At 67.3% G+C, this 16,504-nt stretch carries 11 protein-coding genes; 4 read left to right on the top strand and 7 right to left on the bottom strand.

Annotated features, from left to right (window positions below; all coding sequences use genetic code 11):
* Position 1: 1 nt before the first annotated feature.
* Both AC1DDG_RS10090 and AC1DDG_RS10085 read right to left on the bottom strand, forming a co-directional pair.
* The gene (locus AC1DDG_RS10090) at positions 2-745 is read right to left on the bottom strand and encodes a DUF5998 family protein (RefSeq protein WP_230116755.1); all 744 of its coding nucleotides are present in this window, start codon (positions 743-745) and stop codon (positions 2-4) included.
* A gap of 43 nt (positions 746-788) precedes the next feature.
* Positions 789-3,479, bottom strand: coding sequence for a bifunctional acetate--CoA ligase family protein/GNAT family N-acetyltransferase (locus tag AC1DDG_RS10085; protein WP_476875977.1), 2,691 nt, complete (start codon positions 3,477-3,479; stop codon positions 789-791).
* A 55-nt stretch (positions 3,480-3,534) separates the two neighbouring features.
* Between AC1DDG_RS10085 and AC1DDG_RS10080 the strand changes: the two genes are divergently transcribed.
* Positions 3,535-6,048 carry a DNA gyrase/topoisomerase IV subunit A gene (locus AC1DDG_RS10080; protein WP_476875976.1) on the top strand — a complete coding sequence of 838 codons (2,514 nt, stop codon included), beginning with the start codon at positions 3,535-3,537 and terminating at the stop codon, positions 6,046-6,048.
* A gap of 30 nt (positions 6,049-6,078) precedes the next feature.
* Positions 6,079-6,597, top strand: a complete 519-nt coding sequence (locus tag AC1DDG_RS10075; RefSeq protein WP_476875975.1) for a DinB family protein — start codon at positions 6,079-6,081, stop codon at positions 6,595-6,597.
* A 47-nt stretch (positions 6,598-6,644) separates the two neighbouring features.
* Here the strand turns inward: AC1DDG_RS10075 and AC1DDG_RS10070 are convergent, their stop codons facing one another.
* The 5 genes from AC1DDG_RS10070 to AC1DDG_RS10050 are packed head-to-tail and all read right to left on the bottom strand — an operon-like array spanning position 6,645 to position 14,823.
* Positions 6,645-7,658: an alpha/beta fold hydrolase gene (locus tag AC1DDG_RS10070; RefSeq protein WP_476875974.1), complete on the bottom strand. Its 1,014-nt coding sequence runs from the start codon at positions 7,656-7,658 to the stop codon at positions 6,645-6,647.
* Between the two features lie 7 nt (positions 7,659-7,665).
* The gene (locus tag AC1DDG_RS10065; RefSeq protein ID WP_476875973.1) at positions 7,666-8,673 is read right to left on the bottom strand and encodes a GNAT family N-acetyltransferase; all 1,008 of its coding nucleotides are present in this window, start codon (positions 8,671-8,673) and stop codon (positions 7,666-7,668) included.
* 9 nt (positions 8,674-8,682) lie between these two features.
* The gene (gene cydD, locus AC1DDG_RS10060; protein ID WP_476875972.1) at positions 8,683-12,153 is read right to left on the bottom strand and encodes a thiol reductant ABC exporter subunit CydD; all 3,471 of its coding nucleotides are present in this window, start codon (positions 12,151-12,153) and stop codon (positions 8,683-8,685) included.
* Between the two features lie 6 nt (positions 12,154-12,159).
* Positions 12,160-13,209, bottom strand: coding sequence for a cytochrome d ubiquinol oxidase subunit II (gene cydB / locus AC1DDG_RS10055; protein ID WP_230116762.1), 1,050 nt, complete (start codon positions 13,207-13,209; stop codon positions 12,160-12,162).
* A gap of 18 nt (positions 13,210-13,227) precedes the next feature.
* Positions 13,228-14,823: a cytochrome ubiquinol oxidase subunit I gene (locus tag AC1DDG_RS10050; RefSeq protein WP_476875971.1), complete on the bottom strand. Its 1,596-nt coding sequence runs from the start codon at positions 14,821-14,823 to the stop codon at positions 13,228-13,230.
* A 275-nt stretch (positions 14,824-15,098) separates the two neighbouring features.
* Here AC1DDG_RS10050 and AC1DDG_RS10045 point away from each other — a divergent pair, with 275 nt between their 5' ends.
* Positions 15,099-15,485 (top strand): BlaI/MecI/CopY family transcriptional regulator, encoded by a 387-nt coding sequence (locus tag AC1DDG_RS10045; RefSeq protein WP_230116764.1) that lies wholly within the window; start codon positions 15,099-15,101, stop codon positions 15,483-15,485.
* A 6-nt stretch (positions 15,486-15,491) separates the two neighbouring features.
* A complete protein-coding gene (locus AC1DDG_RS10040; protein WP_476875970.1) occupies positions 15,492-16,478 on the top strand; it encodes a M56 family metallopeptidase in 987 nt (328 codons plus the stop codon).
* Positions 16,479-16,504 lie beyond the last annotated feature (26 nt).

Here is a 16,504-nt window from a genome sequence, read left to right as displayed (position 1 = left end):
TTCAGCGCTGGTGTCCGCGGCTTAGGCGGTTCGAGAAGACGCCCATCCGGGGGCGCGGCTGCGATGCAGGGAGCCCGTGCGGAACGGGGGCAGCGGACGCCGTGTTGACGGCCCGCAATGCCCGGGCAAAAAGCTTGGCGTCTTGGACCGCTTGGAGTCCGTCGGCCTCGGCGCTGATGCGCAGGACGATGTCCTCCTGGGCAATGGTTCCGCTGTAGCCGTGGTCTGCCTCGCACTGAGGGTCGCCGCAGCTTGCCGGGCCCATCTCGAGCCTCTGGCCGCCGGACCAGGCGATGGCCAGCGTGACTTCACGCACGGGGTCCGAGGGCTTGTAGTTCTGCGGCTGCGCGTACATGTAGCTCAGCACCACGGAACGGATCTGCGTCACGGGTACGGACTCCGTGGAAATCTGCGCCACGATCTGTTCGCCCGCGTCATCGAGCTGCTGGTCGTCCACGTGCGTGATCACCAGCATGTCGTCGGTAAGCACCAGCACGGTGATGTGCCGCCGGACTTCGGCGCGGTCGAAATGCGTTTCGAGGTGCACAAGGTGCGCCACGCAGTCCCGTCCGTCAAGTGCGTCATCCACGACGTCGGCCACCAGTCGCGGGTAGAAGCCGGCCTGCTGAAGGGCCCCGTCCAGGCTCTGGCCCTGGGCGGTGTGGTTGTGTGAGCTGTGGTGAACGGAAGCCTGGGGGCTGTGGTCGGGCGCTTGAGGCTTCGAGGTGGGAGGCTGGGAGCTCATTTCCCCATTTTCACAGATCGGCTTGGCACATGCTAACCCGGGGTCAGCTGCTCATGGCACGGCGGGCACTGTCCGTGCGCTGGGCAGCGTTGCCGATCCGGACGTCCGCGCCCAGTATGAAGGCGCCCCGCGGTGTGGCCAGGACCGGGTTGAACTCCACAAGGGCAATTTCCGGATGGGTGTCCTTGAGCCGGGAAAGACGCGCGGCGAGGTCTTCGAGCGCGGCAACGTCGACGGCCGGAAGCCCCTGGTAGCCGAAGAGCTTGCGGGACGCCCTGGGGCTCCTGATGAAGTCCCGGAGATCCGCGCCGTACAGCGGCGGCACCCGGTGTGCCCAGTCGTCCAGCAGGTTGACGGCATCGCCCGCGAGCCCGAACGAGACAACCGGCCCCAGCAGCGGGTCCTCGATGGCGCGGAATGTGCAGGCCTGGCCCACCGGCGCCATTGTCTGCACCTCCAGGGACGAGGAACCGTAAGGCTCGAGTGCGCGCCGCATCTGCTGAATGTTCAGCCGGAGGGACTCTGGGTCCTGGACGTCCAGCCTCACGCCGCCAAGGTCGAGCCGGTGCCGCAGCATCGGATCGGTGGTCTTCAGCGCCACCGGCCAGCCCAGCCGGTCCGCGGCTTCTACGGCTTCGTCTGCCGTTTCGAATCCGGCGGAGGGCAACACCTCGACGCCGTAGTGCCCCAGCAGGCGCGCAGCGTCCGCCGGGGCAAGCTCCTTCAGCTGTTCGCCTTTGACATCCGTGAGCATCAGTTCCAGGTCGGCGTGGGCGGCTTCGGGGTCACAGCCCTCCGGGTCTGCGACGAGCCCCTGGTCGCGGTTCGCCCACTCGGCGTACCGCACCACCGCGGAGAGCGCGGCGACGGCCGCCCCCGGGTTTGAGTAGCACGGGACCGGTTCCGCCCGGGCATCCTCCCCCACCATGCCCTCCACATAGACAGAGGGGTCCAGAATGCCGGTGAACGCTGCCACCACGGGTTTACCGGCCTCGGCCGAACAGGCGGCGAGCGCGGCCGCGATCTTCTCCACTGTCAGGCCCCTTGCCGGCAGGAAAGCCACCACAGCCGCGTGCACGGCGTCCTGCGACAGGATCTCGCGCAGGCGGCCCTGCAGGGCAGGCAGCGCACGCGACATGCCGGTGTCAAGATCCAGGTCGGCCGCGATCTCTTCCACGCCGAGGCCGTGGGCCGCCGCACTGTCCGCCACCACCTTTCCCAGCGCCTTGGAGTTGCTGAAGACCGCGACGCCGGCACCCTTGGGGAGCGGCTGGGCGGAGACAATCTGCGCAACATCCATGAGCTGTTCAATGGTCTCCACGCGGATGACGCCGGCCTGGCGCATCATGGCGTCCACGGCGCCGGCGGGCGCCTGCGTGGTGCGCACCGCATGCCCGGGAGGCAGCTGCAGGCCCATGGAGCTGGACTTGGCAACGATGACGGGCTTGATGCGGGCCAGACGGCGGGCCAGCCGCGAGAACTTGCGCGGGTTGCCGATCGACTCCAGGTACAGACCCACGGCGGTGGTATCGGCGTCGTCCTCCCAGTACTGCATCATGTCGTTGCCGGAGACATCTGCCCGGTTGCCGGCCGAGAGGAAGGTGGAAATGCCGACGCGGCGGCGGCTGGACGCGGCATAGACGGCAACCCCGATCGCGGCGGACTGGCTGAAGAGGCCAAGGCCGCCGCGCCTGGCCAGGCTGGGGGCCATCGAGGCGTTCAGCGACACCGCGGGATGCGTGTTCACCATGCCCAGCGATGCGGGGCCGATCACGCGCATGCCGTTGGCCCGGGCTTGCCGTACCAAAGCCTGCTGGCGCACCAGGCCGCGGTCGCCGTCCTCGGCAAACCCCGCCGACGCCACGACGATCCCCTTGACGCCGGCGGCCGCACACTCGTCCACCACTTTGGGGACTTCCTCGTAGGGCACGGCCACAATGGCGAGCTGCACCGGCCCGGGTACCTCCGAGAGGCTGCCGAAGGACAGCATCCCCGCGAGCTCCAGCGCTTCGGGGTTGATGGCATAGACCGGGCCGGTGAAGCCTGCCTCAATGATGTGTTCCAGCAGTTGGTACCCCACGGTGCCCCACTTGCGGCTGGCCCCGATGACCGCAACCGACGACGGCGCCAGCAGGTCCTGCACGCTCCTCGCCTCCGCACGGTGTTCCCGGGCTTCCATCACCGCCCGCGACTTGTCGGTGGGATCGATGTTGAACTCCAGGCTGACGACTCCGTCGTCAAAATGGCGTTTGACGTCATAGCCTGCGTCGGAAAAGACCATCAGCATTTTTCGGTTCTCCGGCAGAACCTCCGCGGCGAACCTCCGGATTCCGTTTTCGCGGGCGGCGGCTGCCAGGTGCTCAAGCAGGATGGAGCCGATGCCACGGCCCTGGTGGGCATCGGCGATGTTGAAGGCCACCTCGGCTTCGGCCGGATCGTCGAGCCGGTCGTAGCGGCCGATCCCGATGATTTCCCCGCCGATGGTGATCACGAATGCCACCCGGTTGCGGTAGTCCACCTCCGTGAACCGCCTGAGCTCCTTGCTCGAGAGCCGGGCCTTGAACGCGAAGAACCGCATGTAGATTGAGTTCTGCGACTGTCCGGCATGAAAGGCTTGAACGGCGTCAGCATCCGAGGGATGAATGGGCCGCAAGTGTGCCGTCCCGCCGTCCCGCAGGACGACATCGGCTTCCCAATATTCCGGATATACGCCGTCCCCGGGCTGATCCACCATAGGCTTAGCCTAGCTAAGACTCCCGAAGTGCACCCCAAAAGGATTTACCAGCCCCATGGCCCGCCGCCAGACTTCAGCCCCGTCAGGGGAAACCGCCCAGGACTACACCGAAAACATCGTAGACATAGACGTCACTTCCGAGATGGAAGGCTCCTTCCTGGAGTACGCCTACTCAGTCATCTACTCCCGGGCACTGCCCGATGCCCGCGACGGCCTCAAACCGGTCCAGCGGCGCATTCTGTACATGATGAGCGACATGGGCCTGCGGCCGGACCGCGGCCACGTCAAGAGCGCCCGTGTGGTGGGCGAGGTCATGGGCAAGCTCCACCCGCACGGCGACACCGCCATCTACGATGCGATGGTCCGGATGGCCCAGGATTTCTCGCTGCGGCTTCCGCTCATCGACGGACACGGCAACTTCGGGTCGCTCGACGACGGCCCTGCGGCGCCGCGCTACACGGAGGCCCGCCTCGCGGCGGCGGCCCTGACGCTGACCGACCACCTCGATGAAGACGTGGTGGACTTTGTCCCGAACTATGACAACCAGCTCACCCAGCCGGATGTCCTGCCGGCCGCGTTCCCCAACCTGCTGGTCAACGGCGCCACGGGCATTGCTGTGGGCATGGCCACCAACATGGCGCCGCACAACCTCGTGGAGGTCATCTCCGCTGCCCGGCACCTGATCGCCAACCCGGACGCCACCCTGGAAGACATCATGAGGTTCATCCCGGGTCCCGATCTCCCCACGGGCGGCCGGATCGTTGGCCTGGACGGCATCCGGGACGCGTACGCCACCGGCCGGGGATCCTTCAAGACCCGCGCCAAGGTGGAGGTGGAACAGCTGTCTGCCCGGCGGACGGGCATCGTCGTGACCGAACTCCCCTACATGGTGGGCCCGGAGAAGGTGATCGAGAAGATCAAGGACGCCGTCAACGGCAAGAAGCTGGCCGGAATCAGCGACATCATTGACCTCACCGACCGCAAGCACGGCCTGCGCCTGGTGATCGAGCTGAAAAATGGTTTCAACCCCAACGCGGTGCTCCAGCAGCTCTACCGGTACTCGCCCATGGAAGATTCCTTCGGCATCAACAACGTCACTTTGGTGGACGGGCAGCCGCAGACCCTGGGCCTGCTGAAACTGCTGACGGTCTATGTCGACCACCGCCTCAACGTGGTCCGCCGCCGGACCGCGTTCCGGCTGGGCAAGAAGAAGGACCGCCTGCACCTGGTGGAGGGCCTCCTGATTGCCATCGTGGACATCGATGAAGTCATCCAGATCATCCGGTCCTCGGATGAGGCGTCAGCGGCGAGGGAGCGCCTGATGTCCATCTACGACCTCTCCGAGGTCCAGGCCAACTACATCCTGGAACTCCGGCTGCGCCAGCTGACCAAGTACTCCCGGATCGAACTCGAGAAGGAGCAGGACCAGCTCCGCCGCGAGATCGAGGAGCTCGAAGCCATTCTTGGTTCCGACGCGCTGCTGCGTGAACTGGTTTCCGGCGAACTCGCGGAAATTGCGGAGAAATACGGCACTCCCCGGCGCACGGTATTGCTGGAATCCGAGGCCGTCTCCCCCACCGTCGCTGCGGCGGCCGCCCCCGGCGTCAAGGGCAAGGCCGCGCCGCTGGCCTTGGAGATAGCGGATGATCCCTGCTGGGCCATCCTTACGGCATCGGGCCAGATCGCCAGGACGTCCAACCAGGACAGCCTCGCGGAAGCCGGGCCGCGCTCCAAGCATGATGTGTTCCGCTCCGTCATCAAGACCTCGGCCCGGGGTGAGATCGCCGCAGTCACGTCGCAGGGGCGCATGCTGCGCATCCAGGTCATGGACATGCCCGTCCTCCCGCCGATGTCCGGCCTGCCGAACCTCGCCGGCGGCGTCCCGGCCAAGGACTTCATCACGCTGCTGAAGGGCGAAACACTCGTCGCCTTTGCGCCGCTGGATGAGGTCCTGGCCATCGGGACCGCGCAGGGGGTCATCAAGCGCGTGCAGCCTGACTACCCGCTGAACCGGGAAGACTGGGAGGTCATCGCGCTCAAGGACAAGGACGCAGTGGTGGGTGTGGCGCCCGCGGGTTCCGACGACGCCGACCTCGTGTTCCTGACGCGCCAGGCCCAGCTTTTGCGGTTCAACGCGGCAAGCGTCCGCGCCCAGGGGCGGACCGCCGGTGGCATGGCCGGCATCAAGCTTGCGTCCGGCGACCAGGTGATTTTCTTTGGTTCCGCCGCCCCCGGCGACGAGGCCGCCGTCGTCGTCACGATTTCCGGGACCGACGGCGCCCTGCCGGGCACGGCGCCGGGCGCCGCGAAGGTCACGGCGTTGTCCGAGTACCCGGCCAAGGGCAGGGCCACCGCCGGGGTCCGGGCACACCGGTTCCTGAAGGGCGAGGACACGCTGCTGCAGGCATGGGCCGGCCACGGCCCGGCAAAGGCCTCGTCCCTGGCCGGGGTGGCCCGTTCCCTTCCCCAGGAGCATGGGCGCCGGGACGGTTCCGGCATTCCGCTCTCGCAGGCTGTGGAGGCGATCGGGCCCAGCATGACGTGGCCTGAGGCGGAGCAGCCGGGCTGACCGCGCTGCCGGCGGGCCTAGACTACTGCCATGCCTATCATCCCGGATGAAAAAGACTGGACCTGGGTCCTCTCCCGCCCGTGCAGCGAATGCGGCTTCGACGCCTCGACGGTCACGCCGTCCACGGTGCCGGGCAGCGTGGAAAACATGCTCCCCCGGTGGCGCGCTGTTCTGCGCCGTCCGGGCGCTGCTGAGCGCCCCGATGACAGCTCCTGGTCGGCGCTCGAATATGCCTGCCACGTCCGCGATGTTTTCAGTCTCTTCGACCGGCGCCTGAACCTGATGCTCACCGATGACAACGCCCGCTTTGAAAACTGGGACCAGGACCGGACGGCCGTGGAGAGCGATTACGCCGGGTCAGATCCCGCCGCGGTCAGTGCCGAGCTGACGGCCGAGGGCGAACTGGTGGCCGCCTCCTTTGCCCGGGTCAGGGAATCCCAATGGGGCAGGACCGGGCTCCGCAGCAACGGTTCGGAATTCACGGTGCTGACGCTCGCGCAGTATTTCCTGCACGACGTTACCCACCACCTGTCGGACGTGGAGGGCTAGCCTGAAGCAGGCCGGGCCTCCCACGGGCCTTGCGCTTCGGGTATTGGTCAGTGATCTTTGGCGAGGAACGTGGTGATCAGTTCCGCCATGCGCTTGGACTGGGTCCAATGCAGGTAGTGTCCGCCGTCGAGCGTCACGATCTCGTGGCGCCTCACGTTGTTCAGCAGCTTTTCCGCGGCGCGCTGTTTGGTTTGGGTCTCCGGTGTCTTTTCGTCTGAGATGAAGGCAAGTACGGGCAGCCCATCGGGATACTTGACGCCCCTGAGGGCGGCAGCGTTGTTTCCGATTCGGGCCGTTTCGTCGACCACAGCTTGGTTCCCGAAGTTCCAGCTCTGCATCAGGCGCATCCGCTCCAGTTCGTCTGCCGTGTAGGCGTCGCCGTCGGGGTTGACAAGGCCGGGGGCCACTGAACCCACGATGCGGACCAGCCCCGTGACAGAGGGGATCCGTTCCCAACTGGCATCCTGGAGCGGCAGCTCGACGGGTCCGCTCTCCGCTTTCGGTATGGTGGCATCGATTCCGATCACCGCCGACACTTCCTTCGGGTAGCGGTTCGCGTAATCCAGGGTGTAGAAGCCGGCGATCGAGTGTCCTGCCAGGACATAGGGCCGCTTGATGTTGAGTTTGGTGAGCACCTCGTGGAGCTCCTTGCTGATGTTCTCGTTGCTGCGCTCCCGGGCGCTCATGTCGCTGTAGCCGTAGCCGAATCCCTCCACCACGGTGACGTCGAAGTTGCCAAGTTCCCGGATCAGGGGTGCGAAGTCGAGGGCGGGTGCCGCCGTCCCGAGGCCGCTGAGGAGAACGAGCGGTTGGCCGGTGTGTCCGTTCCGGTATACGTTGAGGGCGCCGCTGCTGATCTGGATTCTTTCGCCATACGCCGCGATGCTGGATTTCTCTGCCCGCTCCAAAAGCAGGTTGGCTGCCGTCGAGGCGAGTCCCAGCACCACGGCGATGAGTGCCACGATGCCGGTGACCCGCAACCAGCGCCTCGGCCTCTTGTAGCCGGCACCGGGCGCGGTATTTGCCGGCGGCCTGGCAGTTCTGTGAGGAAATATGCGCATGACGGGCCTAGAGAACCTTGTCCCACGCCAGGCTTCTGTTGACCGGCTGGTAACCCATCTTGAGGTACAGCGCCAGCGCTCCCGTGGGATTTTCGGAGTCGACATCCAGTGACGCCACGTCGAACCCAGCCGCAGCGAACCGCCGCATCGCATCCGCCAGCAGCGCGCGTGCAATGCCACGGCCGCGGAATTTCCGGCGCACGCCGAGCAGATCGGTGTAACCCTCGCTGAACCCGCGCGTCACGGCACTTTCCGGGTCATGGGCGGCCAGCTGGTAGCCCGCCACCTTGCCGGTGCTGCGTTCCAGCACCACGGCGCTGAGGTCGGGGCGGGCCTGCGGGTCGTTGACGACATATCCCCAGGATTCTTCGTCCTTGGGTTCGCTGCCCCAATGGTCGCGGAAAGCGTCGTTATGCGCGAGCCGTACGGCTTTGCTGAGTTCGGGATCCATGGTCACGAGCTCAAGGTCCGGGCCGAGGACCGCCTCCGGCAATGGCGGGGTCAGCGGCCGGTGCATCTCGTTGAAGTAGCGGACCACCTCGTAACCGCGCGCGGTGAAGAGCGCCGCCTGGTGCTCGTGCTGCTGCTCGTTGTGGATCCGCAGCCTGGCTGTGACACGGGCGCCGCCCACGGCGGCGTCCTCCGAAAAGCGCTGCCACGCCCTGGCCTCAAGCCACCCGAGCAGCGCAGAGCCGACGCCGCGTCGCTGCCACCGCGGATCCACGCAGCCGAAGCCGTACGACTTATCGCTGGACGTGTTCTTGGTAATGCGCGCGTACGCCCTTGGAACACCCTCCGGATCAAATCCCAGCACGGTGTTGTCCTCCGGCGGATTCTTCCGGGACTCCATAAGCTGCTCGAGGTCCGGCCGGTGCTCAAACCACACCGGTTTCTCGACTGCCGCCGTCCGGGCGATGAGCGCCGCCCACGCATCAAGGTCCCGGGCCCCGGCGCTCCTCCACCGCAGCCCAGGAAAGTCAACGGTGCAGCCGGCGGCTACGTCTGATCGCGTCATGGGAACAGGCTAACCGGACGCCAGCGACGGCGCCATCACCTCAGCATCCGTGGAATTGCCGCTCTGGCGAAGGGCCAGGAGTGCGTCCCCGGGACTGATGTCGGCGGTGTTGTGCGTCACCAGCACCACCGTGCGGGAACGGAGCCCGGCGCGGAGGTCAGCCATCAGCGCACGGCCGGATTCGGCGTCGAGGTGGGCCGTGGGCTCATCCAGCAGGATTACCTCAGCTTTGGTCATCAGGGTGCGGGCCACGGCCAGCCGCTGCCTTTCGCCGCCGCTGAGAAACGCGCCACCCGGTCCGATCCTGGTGTCGAGGCCGGCGTCCAGCCGGCCCAGCAGCGGGTCCAGGCCCACTGCCGTGAGCGCCTCGCGCATGTCCCGTTCGGCGTCAGCAGCCGCCGAGACTTGCTTTTCCGGGCGTCCGAGCAACAGATTGCCCCTGATGGTGGAGTCGAAGAGGTGTGCCTCCTGGGGGCACCAGGCCGCGGCCCCCGTGACCGCGATGCTTCCTCCGCGGGCCGGCAGGAAGCCGAGCATGACCGCCAGCAGCGTGGACTTGCCTGCCCCCGAGGGGCCAGTGACGGCCAGCCAGCGGCCAGGTTCCGCCGCTGCGGACAGGTCGCTGAACACGGGGGCACCGCCGGGCCACGCGGCCGACAGCCCGGCCAGTTCGATGCCCGGACGGCCGCCCGCGCGGGCGTCCGGCAGGACTAGTGCGTCCGTGTCCGGTCCCCCGGCACCGAGTACACCCGACTCGCTGACGCGGCGCAGCACCGCGCGCAGCGCCGGAAACTGGCGTACCGCCGTCGTCATGGCGGCAAAAGGTTCCACGAGCGCCAACTGCAGAAGAACCACGACGGCGACCGTGGGGGCCGCGGCGGCGCCCGCCAGGACCTGTGGTGCTGCCAGCACGGCGCCGGCAAGGGCCCCCGCGCCGCAGGCTGCCACCGTAATGGCCTGGCCGAGCCCCTCGGCCCATGCCGAGCGCTGGGAAGCGCGGGTTGCCGCTCGGTCCTCGGCGCGGATGTCGTGGAGCACCGGCGCTGCCGCACCGTTGGCGTGAAGTTCCGCCCGTGCGTCGAGGGCCGCCGCGACCCGGCGGAGGACCCCCGACCGGAGACGCTGTTCTGTGCCGGCCGACATCCGGTCGGCAAACAGCGCAGCCGCGGGCGCCACGACAAGGCTGACGGCCGCGGAGGCCAGGACCGCAGGCAGGGCAGCCGGCACCAGCCAGGCCGATGTGCCGGCCGCGACTGCGGCCACCGCCACGGCGGTAACGGGCGGAAGGACCACCCGCGGCAGCAGGTCCCGGACGGTGTCGACGTCGTCAATGACCACTCCGAGGACGTTGCCGCCCTGGAGCAGGCGCCGCAGTGACAAGGCCCGCCGGCTGAGGGACTCCCACAGCCGGCCGCGCAGCATGGTCAGTGACGCAAAGACCGCTTCATGGAGCACCAGCCGTTCGCAGTAGCGCAGGACGGCCCGGCCGATTCCGAAGAACCTGACGCCCACGATGGCCGAAAGCAGGTACAGGATGGGAGGCTGTTCGCTTGCCCTCAGGATCAGCCAGCCGGACAGCCCGGAGAGGGCAATGGCAAAGAGTGAAGCCAGGGTTCCCACGACTCCGGCTCCGGCGAACCTGCCGCGCACCGGCGCGAGCAACCTGGCCAGCAAACCGGCCGTCGGCGGCACCGCAACAGGCGGCACCGTCTGCAGGTGCTGCGTGGACGCCGTCAGCTCCGTGGCAGGGATGGCCGGCGGCGTGTCCGTGCCGGTCCCGGCTCGCACCGGCGCGGGCGCCTCGATGGCGACGGCAGTTCCGGCGCGGGCCGCCGCGGTGTGGGAGTCCCCCGGGATGTCTGCAGAGCCGGCCAGCGGAACGATATGGTCCGCCAGCTCGCGCGTCTGCCGGTCGTGGGCTACGAGGATCACCGTCGCCCGGCCACGGAGGTTCCGGATGGCGTCGTGGACCACGTCGGCGGACGCCCGGTCCAGGTGCGCGGTGGGCTCGTCGAGCAGCAGCACGGTGGCCCCCGCTTCGATCCGGGCCAGGCCCCGGGCCAGCGCAACGCGGCGCAGTTCCCCGGGACTCAGTTCGGCGGCATGCTTACCTGCCAGGTGTGCCGCACCGGCTGCGGCGAGGCACCGCTGGACTGCGGCGGCCCGGTGGCCGTCATCCAAGCGGCTGCCCGTCAAGGGGCGGGCTGACAGGTACAGCAGCATCTCCTCCCGCACCGTGTCCGCAACCATGACCGGGTGCTGTGGCACCCACGCCACCTCATCCGGGGAGAAGCCGTCAACAGTGCCGCTGATTTCGGTGCCGCCTCCCGAGCCGATGGTGCCCGCGAGGACACCGAGAATGCTGCTCTTACCCGCGCCGCTGGGGCCGTCCAGCGCCGTCACGCTGCCGGCCCGCGCGGAAAAGCTGACGGGCCCGACGGCGGTACCCTCCCTGCCGGCGTAACTGACGGAGAGTCTGCTGACTGTCAGGTCATTAAGCTGCTGCCGCCCCGCAGCCGCGGCAGGCCCGGGTTCGAGCCGCTGCTGCTCCGGTGAATCAAGCACAGCCGTGGTTTCGGCGAGGGCCGCGCGGCCGTCGTCGCTCGCATGGTGGGCCGTTCCCAGCTCCCGGAGCGGAAGATAGCAGTCAGGTGCCAGGATCAGCGCGAGGAGTCCGGCTTCCAGTGCCATCTCACCGTGTACCAGCCGCACGCCGATGAACACGGCGACCACTGCCACCGAAATCGTCGCGATCAGCTCGAGTGCCAGGGCAGAGAGGAACGCGGTCCGGAGTGTTCCCATGGTGCGGGACCGGTACTCCTCGGAGATGTCTTCAAGAGCCCGGCGCTGCGCCGAGGCCCGGCCCAGCCCAACCAGGACGGGCAGGCCTTTGGCCAGCTCCAGCATGTGCCCGGACAGCCGGGACAACGACGCCTGTGCGTCCCGCACTCTGTCTTCCGTGTAGCGGCCGATCAGCACCATGAACAGCGGCACGAGCGGCACCGTCAGCACAATCACCACCGCACTGACCCAGTCGGCAAAAAGGATCCGGGCGCCGAGCAGCAGCGGGATGGCCGCGCAGTTCACCAGGGCAGGAAGGAACTGCGTGTAGTAGCTGTCCAGGGCATCGAGGCCCCGGGTCGCCAGCACGGCCAGGCCGCCGTCCGCGGGGCCCGCAGACCGGACACCGTTCCGCAGGGCTTTCTCCAGGAGCTGCGAGCGGAGCTCCTCCTTGACGCCGAGGGCGGCCCGGCGGGAAGTGACACCCTGGGCCCAGACAGCGGCCGCCCGGAGGACAACACCGGCCAGTCCCCAACCGAGCTGGTCAGCCCAGGCGGGATCCCGCACCATGAGGCCGGCCAGGACGGAGGCCACTGCCTGGCCCATGAGCACCAGCGCGAGGGCCTTCAACGCCGCGAGCAGGCCTAGACCGTAAAGGGCGGTGCGCGTTGACGGGCCGCCGGGGAACTGCTGTTTCACGGGTCCTCAGTCGTTCCGGGCCAGGGCCTTGGCGGCGATCGCGGGAAGGAAGCTGTGCGCCTCCGGGATATGGGCGGCACTGACCCGGCGGCGGAACACCCAGTAGGTCCAAGCCTGGTAGGCGATCACCAGCGGGAGCCCGACGCACGCAACAATGCTCATCAGCCCGAGGGTGTAGTCCGAGGACGAGGCGTTGGTGACGGTGAGGCTGAACGCAGGATCGATAGTGGACGGAAGGACTACCGGGAACACGGCCCCGAAGATCGAAGCCGCTCCGCACAGCAGGAACACTCCGACGGCCAGGAAGGCCAGCCCTTCGTTGCCCTTTCGCCCCTGGAGCCAGGCGGTTGCCGCGGCACCCACGGCGACGGCGAGGATGGCCACGGTCCACAGCTCCCCGCTCAGGAGCTGCACGCTGATGGCCCAGCCGGCCATGGGAAGGAGCAGGACGGGAAGGAGCCGCACAAACCAGCGGCGGGCGCGATGGCGGACGTCGCCGTCGGTCTTCAGTGCCAGGAACGCGAGGGCGTGCAGCAGGGCGAAGCCTGCCACCGCGAAGCCGCCGAGCAGCGCATACCCGCTGAACCAGGAGAAGGGGCCGCCGTCGCGGTCGCCGTTGCTGTTCAGAGGCAGGCCAGTGGTGGTCAGTGCCAGCGCCGCGCCGACCCCGAAGGCAGCGAGGAAGGACCCGCCGGCGATGGCCCAGTCCCAGGTGTTGCGCCACCGGTCGGTGTCCACCTTGCCCCGGTACTCGAAGGCAACGGCCCGGAAGATCAGTGCCACCAGGACGAGGAGCAGCGGCAGATAGAGGGCTGAGAACAGGGAGGCGTACCAGAACGGGAAGGCGGCGAAGGTGGCGCCGCCCGCGGTCAGGAGCCAGACTTCATTCCCGTCCCACACGGGCCCGATCGTGTTGAGCAGCACCCGGCGCTCGGTGTTGTTGCGGGCGAAGAGCTTCATGAGCATCCCGACGCCGAGGTCGAAACCCTCAAGGAACAGGTAGCCGGTCCAAAGGACGGCGATGGCAATGAACCAGATCGTGGGCAGAAGTTCCATGGTCGGTATCCTCAGCTCTTAGTAGGCGAATGCCAGGACGTCGTCAGAGGATCCGGGCTTGCCGCCTGGACCGGGCGTGGCGTCCTCGTTTTCGTCGATGGGTGCGTGCATGAGTTCCGGCATGGCAGAAACGACGCCGCCGCGGATGTACTTGACGAGCAGTTTCACCTCTACCACCAGCAGCACGGCGTACACGGCCGTAAGGACAATGAGCGACGTCAGGAGTTCACCGGCGGAGACGCCCGGGGAGACCGCGGCGGCTGTGAACATGAACACTTGGTCAATTCCGTTGAGGTCAGGGTTGGGGGCGACGACGAACGGCTGGCGGCCCATCTCCGTGAAGATCCAGCCTGTCGCGTTGGCACCGAACGGGGCGAGGATTCCGAAAACTGCCAGGCGCATGAGCCAGCGCGACTCAGGGACGGTGCCCTTGCGGGTGAGCCACAATGCCACGAGTGCTGCCAGGGCTGCCAGCCCGCCGAAGCCGATCATGGCACGGAAGCCCCAGTAGGTGACCTCCATCACCGGAACGTACTGGATCTCCTGGCCGGCCCGATCGCCGTAGATGGGGTTGTCCGGGAGCGTGGTGCCATAGTCCGCCTTGTACTGTTCCAGCAGGCTGTTGACGCCCTTGACCTCGGTGGTGAAGTCCCCCTTGGCGAGGTACGAGAGTATGCCCGGGACCTCGATCACGGCTTTGATCTCATCGCAGTTCTTCGAGCCGAGGTTGCCCACGCTCAGCACGGAGAACCCGGTGCCGTCATGGCAGGCGGCTTCGGCGGCGGCCATTTTCATGGGCTGCTGCTCGAACATCAGCTTGCCCTGCAGGTCGCCGGTAAGGGCGGTGCCCGCGAAGGAGATCATGGCGACGACGGCCCCGATCCGCAGGGAGCGGATCCAGACGGTGTGGTCGGCACGGTCGCGCCCGGCAATGGCCGCTTCGCCCGGGATCACGCGGCCGTCAGCCCCGACGGTGTCGATGCCGTCACGGCGGCGCCGCCAGAGGTGGTACCACGCAATGCCGAGCAGGAACCCGCCGGCCACGGCAAGGGCGCCGAAGAGGGTATGCGGGACGGCCACGAGGGCCGTGTTGTTGGTGAAGACGGCCCAGGCATCGGTCATGTGGGGCCTGCCGTCGACCATCTTCACGCCCACGGGGTGCTGCATCCAGCTGTTGGCCACGATGATGAAGTACGCCGAAAAGACGGAACCGATCACGGCGATCCAGAGGCAGGCCAGGTGCACGCCCTTCTTGAGCTGCTTCCAGCCGAAAATCCAGAGGCCCAGAAAGGTGGATTCGACGAAGAACGCGAGCAGTGCCTCGAGTGCCAGCGGTGCCCCGAAGACATCCCCCACAAAGCGGCTGTACTCGCTCCACGCCATGCCGAACTGGAACTCCTGGACGATTCCGGTGGCCACGCCCATGATGAAGTTGATGAGGAACAGCTTTCCCCAGAACTTGGTCATGCGCAGGTAGGCCGGGTTCCCCGTGCGGTACCAGATTGTCTGGATCACCGCCACGACGAGGCCCAGCCCGATCGTCAGTGGCACCATCATGAAGTGGTAGACGGTGGTGATGCCGAATTGCCAGCGTGCGATTTCCAAGGCTTCCAAGGCGGTCCCTACTTTTTTGCTAGGTCTCAAGCTCTCAAGCGCTGTTTTCTACGTAGCGTAGAACATCAACTTCTACAGAGTGTAGAACACTGCTCCGACGCTGTAAACATCGTTACACCGCCGCCGGCAGCCTGCAACGAGCAGCGGCGCGCCGGATGTTCTACCTCATGTAGAAAGAACAGCGCAAACGCGCTAGATTTGGAGGTGAAGAATCGTAATCGGAGCACGGGGCGGCCAGCCGGCCGCCGGCGGTGCGTTGTCAGAAGGATGTACAAATGGCAAGTCTTGGGGAACTGGAACGGGCAGTGATGGACCTGCTCTGGGCTGGCCAGGAAGCAGCGACTGCCAACACTCTGCGCGACATGCTCGCGCTGAGCACGGCAGCACACGGCGGCGCGGCAGGACACGTGGGCAAAGACCTTGCGGTCACCACGGTCCTGACGGTGCTCTCCCGCCTCGAAAAGAAGGGCCTGGTTGAACGCGAACGCGGCACACGGCCCCACCGGTATCAGGCGGTGTCGAGCCGCGAAGACCATACCGCCGAGCTCATGCACGAAGTCCTGGGATCGGCTCCGGACCGCGAGGCCGTACTTGCCCGGTTTATCGGTTCCGTGACGGAAAGTGAAGCTGAGACGCTGCGCAAACTGCTTGGCCACAGCTAGCGGACGATGTTCTGGACCTCATACTTCCTGGCGGTCCTGGCGATAGTACTGGCCTGGCCGGTACCTATCCTTCTTTCCCGCGCCCAGTGGCCGGCCCGGGATCCGTTCACCGCCATGCTGCTGTGGCAGGCCATCGGCCTCGCCGGCGGCCTGTCGATGATCGGCGCCATGCTGGTGTACGGTCTGGAGCCTGTCGGCGACAATCTGATCGCCGGGTTGCGGGCACTGGCCGGAATGGTGCTCCAGAACGCTCCCACCACCGCACTCGGCTTCTGGCACCTCTTCGCACTGTCGGCGGCGGCGCTGCTGACGGCGCATCTCGTGTTCACGCTGCTGCTGACATATTTTAAGATCGGGCGGCAGCGCCGGCGGCACCGCGAACTGCTGGCACTGTTGGCCTCGCCGTCCGCTGACGGCACGGGCACCATGGTGATCAACCACGATTCTCCCGTGGCATATTGCCTGCCGGGCGGAGCACGCTCCGTCACGGTGCTCTCCGACGGGCTATTGGCGGCCCTGGAACCCGCCGAACTGCGGGCGGTGCTGATTCATGAGAACGCCCACCTGAACCAGCGGCACCACCTCCTGCTGTGGGCGTTCGCTGCCTGGCGCCAGGCCCTTCCCTGGCTGCCCACGACGCGCCTGGCACAGGAAGCCGTCAATTCCCTGATCGAGATGCTCGCGGATGACGTTGCCCTCAAGTCGGAGAGCAAAGCCACGCTGATCAAAGCCATAGCAATCGTGGCCAGCGGATCCGCCGTCCCGCAGGCGGCACCGGCCATGGGACCGGCCGGACTTTCCGATTCCGGCCTGCAGTTTCCCGAGGGTGCCGGCGGCGCCGGCCCGGCCGGCACGACGGCGTCCCGCGTCAGCCGACTTCTCTCACCGCGTCCGCCGCTTCCGGGTACCCTCCGGGCTGCGGTGCTGGCCGTGTGCATCCTGCTGCTGGCGATGCCCACCGCTCTGCTGATAGTGCCCGGCCTGCTGGGCTGAGCCCGGCCCGCCGGGCCGCTTCGCCG

It is taken from the genome of Arthrobacter sp. 10L430 (assembly GCF_056395245.1).
Note: the sequence above shows the minus strand (reverse complement) of the source record. Positions and strands in the feature narration are given on the sequence as shown.